Annotated in this window: 7 protein-coding genes; 4 read left to right on the forward strand and 3 right to left on the reverse strand. The window is 47.2% G+C overall.

Annotation, left to right across the window (positions count from 1 at the left end):
* On the forward strand, window positions 1–746 hold a 746-nt coding region (locus tag VIP81_RS24655; protein WP_331967594.1), incomplete at its 5' end, for a LuxR C-terminal-related transcriptional regulator.
* A 99-nt stretch (window positions 747–845) separates the two neighbouring features.
* Window positions 846–2,084: a multidrug effflux MFS transporter gene (locus tag VIP81_RS24660; protein ID WP_331967598.1), complete on the forward strand. Its 1,239-nt coding sequence runs from the start codon at window positions 846–848 to the stop codon at window positions 2,082–2,084.
* Here VIP81_RS24660 and VIP81_RS24665 read toward each other — a convergent pair.
* Both VIP81_RS24665 and VIP81_RS24670 read right to left on the reverse strand, forming a co-directional pair.
* Window positions 2,081–2,806, reverse strand: coding sequence for an SDR family oxidoreductase (locus VIP81_RS24665; RefSeq protein WP_331967602.1), 726 nt, complete (start codon window positions 2,804–2,806; stop codon window positions 2,081–2,083). The two genes, VIP81_RS24660 and VIP81_RS24665, sit on opposite strands and share 4 nt — an antisense overlap.
* A 73-nt stretch (window positions 2,807–2,879) precedes the next feature.
* Entirely contained in the window at window positions 2,880–3,461 is a 582-nt protein-coding gene (locus VIP81_RS24670; RefSeq protein ID WP_331967604.1) for a Crp/Fnr family transcriptional regulator, read from the reverse strand.
* A gap of 74 nt (window positions 3,462–3,535) precedes the next feature.
* Here VIP81_RS24670 and VIP81_RS24675 point away from each other — a divergent pair, with 74 nt between their 5' ends.
* On the forward strand, window positions 3,536–4,594 hold the full coding sequence (locus VIP81_RS24675) for a serine hydrolase domain-containing protein (protein ID WP_331967605.1): 1,059 nt from the start codon (window positions 3,536–3,538) through the stop codon (window positions 4,592–4,594).
* 40 nt (window positions 4,595–4,634) lie between these two features.
* On the forward strand, window positions 4,635–4,979 hold the full coding sequence (locus VIP81_RS24680) for a TfoX/Sxy family protein (RefSeq protein ID WP_331967609.1): 345 nt from the start codon (window positions 4,635–4,637) through the stop codon (window positions 4,977–4,979).
* Window positions 4,980–5,344: 365 nt separating this feature from the next.
* Here the strand turns inward: VIP81_RS24680 and VIP81_RS24685 are convergent, their stop codons facing one another.
* Window positions 5,345–7,501: a glycoside hydrolase family 3 protein gene (locus tag VIP81_RS24685; RefSeq protein WP_331967612.1), complete on the reverse strand. Its 2,157-nt coding sequence runs from the start codon at window positions 7,499–7,501 to the stop codon at window positions 5,345–5,347.
* Between the last annotated feature and the right edge of the window lie 166 nt (window positions 7,502–7,667).

A 7,667-nucleotide genomic window follows, 5' to 3' on the forward strand; every position in this document is an offset into this window, starting at 1 on the left:
CCTATGGCCATTATACTTTTTCTGTGAAAGCAAAAGATAATCTTGGCAATATCTCTCCCGCGGCTACGTATACCTTTACCATTTTGCCTGCCTGGTATCAAACGGATGTCGCCTGGGCGCTGTATCTTTTGCTACTGGCAGGTTTCATCTATTTCCTGTTCCGGCGGCAAAAAAAGAAATTTGCCGCACAAAAAGAAAAGCATAAGCAGGAACAACAACACCTCATTTTTCAACACCAGCTGGAATTGGAGAGAAATGAAAAACAACTGATCCAACTCCGTAATGAAAAACTGGAATCAGATGTACTGCACAAAAATAAAGAACTGGCCACCGCTACCCTGCACCTGGTACAGAAAGGCAAGCTGTTATCCAATATCCGGGAAGAATTTATTCAAAGCATAAAAAAAACAAACGATACGTCGGTATTACCTTCTTTCAAAAAAGTAATGCGGCTGTTTGAAGAAGCAGAAAATAACGAAGAAGACTGGGCACAGTTCTCCCAACATTTTGATGAAGTGCATAATAACTTTTTACGCACGCTGAAAAAATCATTTCCCGAACTCACCACTACCGATCTGAAATTATGTGCCTATCTGCGCATCAATTTAACCACCAAAGAAATTGCCCAGTCTATGGGTATATCCGTACGGGGCGTGGAAACCAGCCGGTACCGGCTACGCAAAAAACTAAATGTGACGGGTGAAACACCGCTATATGATTTTCTGATTGACATCAAAGCGTCATAAAAAACATAACAGGATCTTTACAGGGACCAGACAATCGCGGTCAACAGTCCTCGCTTTTTCTGTTTATTTTTGCGGTGCATTTTTAAAGAGATATTTACCTTGGCCAACGAACTCTCCAGAGCGAAATATATTTCGTTAATTCTTATATTAGGTACGCTTACTGCATTAGGACCATTTTCCATTGACATGTACCTGCCCGGCTTTCCGGCGATCGGGAAGGATTTAGGTGTAGACCCTACACGGGTGGCACTTTCCCTGTCCAGTTTCTTCATCGGTATTTCAGCCGGCCAGTTGTTATATGGCCCGCTGCTGGACCGTTTTGGAAGAAAAAAACCTTTATACATAGGGCTCCTGCTCTACGTGATCTCCTCCATAGGATGTATCTATGCAGCCTCGCTGAACAGCCTGATCATTCTCCGGTTTGTGCAGGCCATCGGCAGCTGCGCAGCGGCTGTGGCATCTGTAGCCATGGTGCGTGACCTGTTTCCCGTAAAGGAAAATGCTAAAGTGTTTGCATTGCTCATGCTGGTAGTAGGCACCTCTCCCATGATAGCCCCTACTGTAGGCAGCTACGTGACCAGCGCCTATAGCTGGCATACCGTGTTTCTCATACTCGGCGCCATGGGCGCCCTGATCCTGCTGGCCACCATCTTCTGGCTGCCGGAGAGTTACAAACCAGACACCTCCATGTCGCTCAAACCCAGACCTATTATCAATAACTTCCTTTCTGTGGTCAGCGAACCGCAGTTTTATACTTATTGCTTTGCCGGCGCCATCTCCTTTTCAGGACTATTTGCCTATGTATCTGCTTCTCCGCAGGTATTCATGGACATCTACAAGCTGAGTGATAAAGCCTATGGCTGGATCTTCGCGTTCCTGTCTATCGGACTGATTGGCTCCAGCCAGGTGAACAGCATCTTATTAAGACGCTTCACCAGTCAGCAAATAGTACCAATAGCGCTTATTTCCCAAACTATTACCGGTCTTATTTTCGTGATATGTGCCTGGAATAACTGGTTATCATTGCCTGGCATCATCGCCCTCCTGTTTGTGTATCTCTGCTGTATTGGTTTTATCAATCCAAACACCGCGGCTTTGTCACTGGCGCCCTTCACCAAAAACGCCGGCAGCGCTTCGTCCCTGATGGGCGCCATCCAAATGGGTCTTGGGGCTTTGGCCTCTACGGTAGTGAGTTTATACAATACGCACACGGCTACCCCAATGGCCGCCATTATGTGCGCCGCTGCACTGATCGCATTATCAATTTTAGTGATCTGCAGCAGGAGTATTAAAACCAGGGTGGCAGCTGATTCTGCCGGTGCTGCAATGGCTCACTAAACCATCACGGCGCCGCCGTCTACCACAATAATCTGCCCGGTGCTGAAACCTTCGCGCATCAGGTATAAGTAAGTCTGTGCAATATCTGTCGCTTCGCCTACCCGGCCTACCGGCAACATGCTGGCCGCCTGCGCATACATCGCTTTGCGATCAGCGGCTGCCATACCTGCCCATAATTCGGTTTTCACAATACCCGGAGACACTGCATTGACCCGTATAGGCGCCAATTCCATGGCCAATACGCGGGTTAATCCCTCCATGGCGCCACAGATACAGGCGCCCACTGCCCAGCCCTTCTGTGGCCGTAAATTGGCGATTCCGGTGGTCAATACCACCGACCCTCCCGGCAGAATATGCGGACTCGCATATTTCACCGCATTCATAGCACCCAGAAAACGTAACTGTAAAGCTTCCTCCATATCGGCGGCACTCACCTCCGCCACCTGCCCGAACGGGAAAGGACCTCCCGCCGTAAATACCAGGTGATCAAATGCACCGGCGCTCTCAAAGAAATCACGCACCGCTGCTTCATCCCGTAAGTCTATTGTGAAACCCTGCGCCGTGGCAGGCAAAGTAGCCAACGCCTGATTTACCCGCTCCAGATTACTGGAAACAATCATCACCAGCGCACCATCCGCCGCCGCCGCCTGTGCGGTAGCTAAACCTATACCTGCAGAGCCACCGAGTACCATCACCTTTTTATCCGTGAGATTTGTTATCATAACCGTTTATTTTTTATGAATACAAATTTCGCACGCGGCCACGGGATGGCATTTACCAAATGGTAAAATGATCTTAAGCAGTATAATTTTTTCGAATCCGGCTAAGTGATTGTTGTGTGATCCCCAGGAAAGAGGCAATCATACTCAAAGGCACACGGGCGGCGATATCCGGCGCCTGCTGCATAAAATGACGATACCCCTGCGCGGCATCCAGCCCGGTATATTCATTTCGGGTACGTATCTTTTCCATTAATACCTGCTGATTAATACCCGAGATCAATGATTTCAGATAAGGGATTTTTTCGTATAACCGTAATAGTTGCTCCTTATGCAATACCACCAATTCCGCGTCACAAGCGGTTTCCAGTCCATACATAGCAGGTATCTCCTGTAAAAAGCTATCAAGGATGGTAGCACATTTATTTTCTTTCAGAAAAAACAACGTAATATCTTCTCCTTCGTCCGAATGCTTTACCAACCTCAATATACCTTTGCTGATAAAGAATATTTCTCTCGCTATTTTACCCTCGGGCAACAATACCGTACCTTCTTTTACCGTGCGTACTTCCAAAGCGGTCAACAACAGTTCCCAGTCTGCCGCCGTAAGGGGATGCAGCGATTGAAGATAATCATGAAAAGATCCGGCAGCGGTCATAACAAATAATTTCTTTACAATATTAAACAGAGAATTTGAAAATCCTTCCGCTATCTTTTACCTTTAAATATTTTATGAAGATACCAGCCGTCGCCCTGCTCCTGCTTTCCTTTACAGCCCATGCACAATCATTCAAACCCCTGGCGGATAGTATCCGGAAAGCATATGATATTCCTGCGCTCGGCTATGCCGTGGTATCGGCAGATAGTATCCTGGAAATGGAAATGCTGGGAGATAAAAAAGCGAATACGCCCGCCACGCTGAACGACCGCTTTCGCATTGGCTCCAATACCAAGGCCATTACCGGTATGGTGGCGGCTTTGCTGGTAAAGCGGCAGCTGGTTCAATGGAACACACCTTTCTTCTCACTTTTCCCCGAGCTGAAAAGTAGCAGTAATGCCGCCTATCAGCATATTACCCTGCTACAGACCCTTACTTTCCGTAATAAACTGCCCCGCTATACTTATACCAATGCCGTCCCCACAAAGCAACAGATCCGGGGAAATGAGGCCCAGCAACGCTACGCCTTTGTGAAATGGCTATTGCGACAACCACCGGTAACGGACACGGCTACACTCAATCTTACCAATGCGGGCTATGCGCTCGCAGGATTGATGCTGGAAAAGGCATCGCATAAAACCTACCCGCAGCTGATCGCCGACCTCGGGCAACAATTACATATTCATTTCGCCTTTGGCGCCCCCAATTTCCCCGACACCACCCAAACCTGGGGCCATGATGCCAGCGGACAGGCAGAAGCGCCCGCCAGCAACTATAAACTCAACTGGCTGATGGCAGCCGGCAACATCAATATCACTCTCCCTGATTATGCCCGGTACATACAGGAACAGCTGAAAGGATTTGCAGGTACCTCTCCCCTGCTGACTGCAGCCGATTTTAACTTTCTGTACTACGGCTTACCAAAATTTGCAGTGGGCTGGTTCTGGCAAATGAACGATGCCGGCCACCTGGTATCGGAAAACACCGGGAATCCCGGTACCTTCATCACAACAGTACATATTATTAAAGATGCCAACAGGGCCTATATCTTCTTCACCAATATACAACGCGATAAAGTATATGAAGGACTAACGCTGCTTTACGAAGCATTGGAAAAACATTACGGCCATTAAAGGAAGTTGTACCTTTATCATCTCCCAAAAAACAACACCCATGGCATACAATGAAAAACTGGCTGACCGTGTTCGTGAAATCCTGGCTGCCACCACCAGCAATGTAGAAGAAAAGAAAATGTTCGGCGGACTCTGTTTTATGGTCAACGATAAAATGTGTGTGTGCGTACGCCCCGACAAAATGATGGTAAGAATAGATCCTGCTACCTCCGATGCCATAGTGGAAGCGGAATCCGGCGCGGAAGTAATGATACACGGCGGCAAAGAAATGAAAGGATTTATTTTTGTAGAGGAAGAAGTACTCAATACCCAAAAACAATTACAGCATTGGATTAAAATGGCATTAAAATTCAATGCAAATGCTAAGCCTTCAAAGAAAAAGTAACCCGATACTGCCCGTCAGGCAATGATTTGTGACATTTTTTTCTATCTCTAAAGCACTCCGGAAAAACTGTAGCATCATTAGGAACCTGATTTTTTAACTGGCATTATTCGATTTGCTTATGAACACTTTTACACTGATAACGGCTTTAGTTACCATTAGTGCTTTAATTTCCTACATCAACAACCGCTTTATTAAACTTCCCGGAACCATAGGCACCGTATAAAGAAATTATTCTTTCGGCCAGCTATTTTGTGGTGTTGTTCTCTATTATTGTATAGGGGCTTTCCCTAAAGAGAGTAGTAGATCGTATGGTTGCGTAGCGGATATCGCTTACGCAGCAGCTGTGCTGCGTAAGCGATAATTATTTATTTTATACGCAGTTCTTTTGTGAGTACAAAGTCCGCCGAACTCTTTCCTATATTAATCTTATAAGTGCCTTTATATATTTTCCAGGCATGTTGGGATAAATCCCATTTCTGCAATTCTGCTACCGGTATTTCCAGCTGCACAATTTCCTGTCCTCCCTGTTTCACCAGCACCCGTTTAAATGCTTTCAACTCCTTTGCAGGCATGCGTTCCATAGCAGGATAACTCACATATGCCTGCACTACTTCATCACCATCATAAGCGCCGGTATTTTTCACGGCTACGGCTACACGAATAGTATCATTGCTCTTGTATTCCTTTGCAGGAGCTGCTTGCCAGGCGTAATCAAATTTCGTATAGCTAAGACCGTAACCGAAAGCATATGCCGTATTACCTTTAAAATAACGGTAGGTACGGTTTTTCATGCTATAGTCTTTATAGTCCGGTAAGTCGTTCAGGGAATTATAAAATGTAACCGGCAGACGCCCTGCGGGCGAATATTTTCCGAAGATGATATCCGCGAGGGCATTACCGCCTTGTTCACCCGGATACCAGGCCAGTATCACCGCATCTGCGTAAGGTGCAATGGCGGCCACATCTACCGCACTACCGGCAGTAATTACCGCTATGATCGGTTTCTTATGCGCTTCCCGCAGCTTCTTCATAAACAGGATCTGTGAACGGGGTAAGCTTAAGGTACTTTTATCTCCACCGGAGGCAGAAAGAAACGCATCACCTTCTTCTCCTTCCAGCAAAGGCGTTAAGCCAATTACCGCCACCGTTACATCACAGTTCTGCGATGCCCAGATGCCGCCAAAGTGCAGCGTATCCGTGAAATCACATCCCTGGTCATATTGCATCGCCATACCCGGTCCTGCTGCCGTAGCAAGGCCCGCTACAAAAGTTACCATGTTACCGGATACGCCATGGTAGTTGCCCATCAACGCTTCCAGGGAAGCAGAGTTGGAACCTGTTACCAGCATAGACGCATATTTATCTTTGTTCAATGGTAATACGCCATCGTTCTTCAATAATACCATACTTTCCCTCGCCGCTTCACGTGCCAGCCCGGCATGGTAGGCATTGTTTACGCTATCTGCCCCAAACCGGCCATAAGGACTCTCTTCCGGTGCATTGTAAAGCCCCAGTTTTACCTGCGTACGCAAACTGGCCACCAGTACGCTGTCTACGTCCGCTGCCTTGAGCCAGCCCTTGTTGATGGCTTTCATCACATCGTCCTGCAGGATGTTGGCACAGTCAAGGTTTACCCCGGCTTTAATGGCCGCCGCTGCCACCTCTTCCCGTGTAGGAATGGCCTTATGCCTTAACCAGATATCATCCAGCGCCCAGCAATCCGTTACTACCTGCCCGCCGAATTTCCATTCATGACGCAGTATATCCTGTAACAGCGTATTACCGGTGCAGCAAGGCTGACTGTTTACCCGGTTATACGCACACATGATAGATTCTACTTTACCATCTACCAGTTTCTTAAACGCATAGAGATAGGTTTCTCTCAAATCCTTTTCATCGATAATAGCATTAAAACTATGACGATCCGCTTCCGGCCCGCTGTGTACCGCGAAGTGCTTGGCACAGGCAGCTGTTTTTAGCATACCCGGTACATCTCCCTGCAGTCCTTGCACAAAAGCACCGGCCATCGTAGCCGTCAGGTAAGGATCTTCTCCATAGGTTTCCTGCCCACGGCCCCAGCGGGGATCACGGAAAATATTAATGTTAGGCGTCCAGAAGTTCAGCCCCAGGTACTGTACATGCCGGTGCTGCTGCACTGCCAGGTTGTACTTGGCACGCGCTTCCGTGGAAATGGTATTGGCAACCTCCCGCGCCAATGGCGCGTTAAAGGTGGCCGACAGCCCGATAGCCTGCGGATATACCGTGGCTTCGCCGCCCCTGGCAATACCATGCAAGGCTTCATTCCACCAGTTATATGCCGGGAGCTGCAGTCGCTCTACCGCCGGACTGTTATATCCCAGCAGCGAAATCTTCTCTTCCAGCGTAAGTGTATGCAACAAATCATTTACCCGCTCGTTCAACGGTGCGGCGGAATTTCTGAAAACCGCCTGCTGTTGCGCACCCGCCTTAAAAACAAATAAAAATAAAATTGAATAAAGAATGAAATACTGTTTTCTCCACATGCTATAACCTGAATTTATATTTAAAATAGATCCTGCCACGCCCGCAAGTTATCACTTAAAAGAGATAATCATTCCATAGCCCTCACTCCCTGATTTAATTTGTTTAATATCGTACAGGAAATAATAAAATAGTACAACTATCTGCATATGAATAAATGGGAAACAA

Source organism: Chitinophaga sp. (assembly GCF_036566945.1).
GTDB lineage: Bacteria > Bacteroidota > Bacteroidia > Chitinophagales > Chitinophagaceae > Chitinophaga.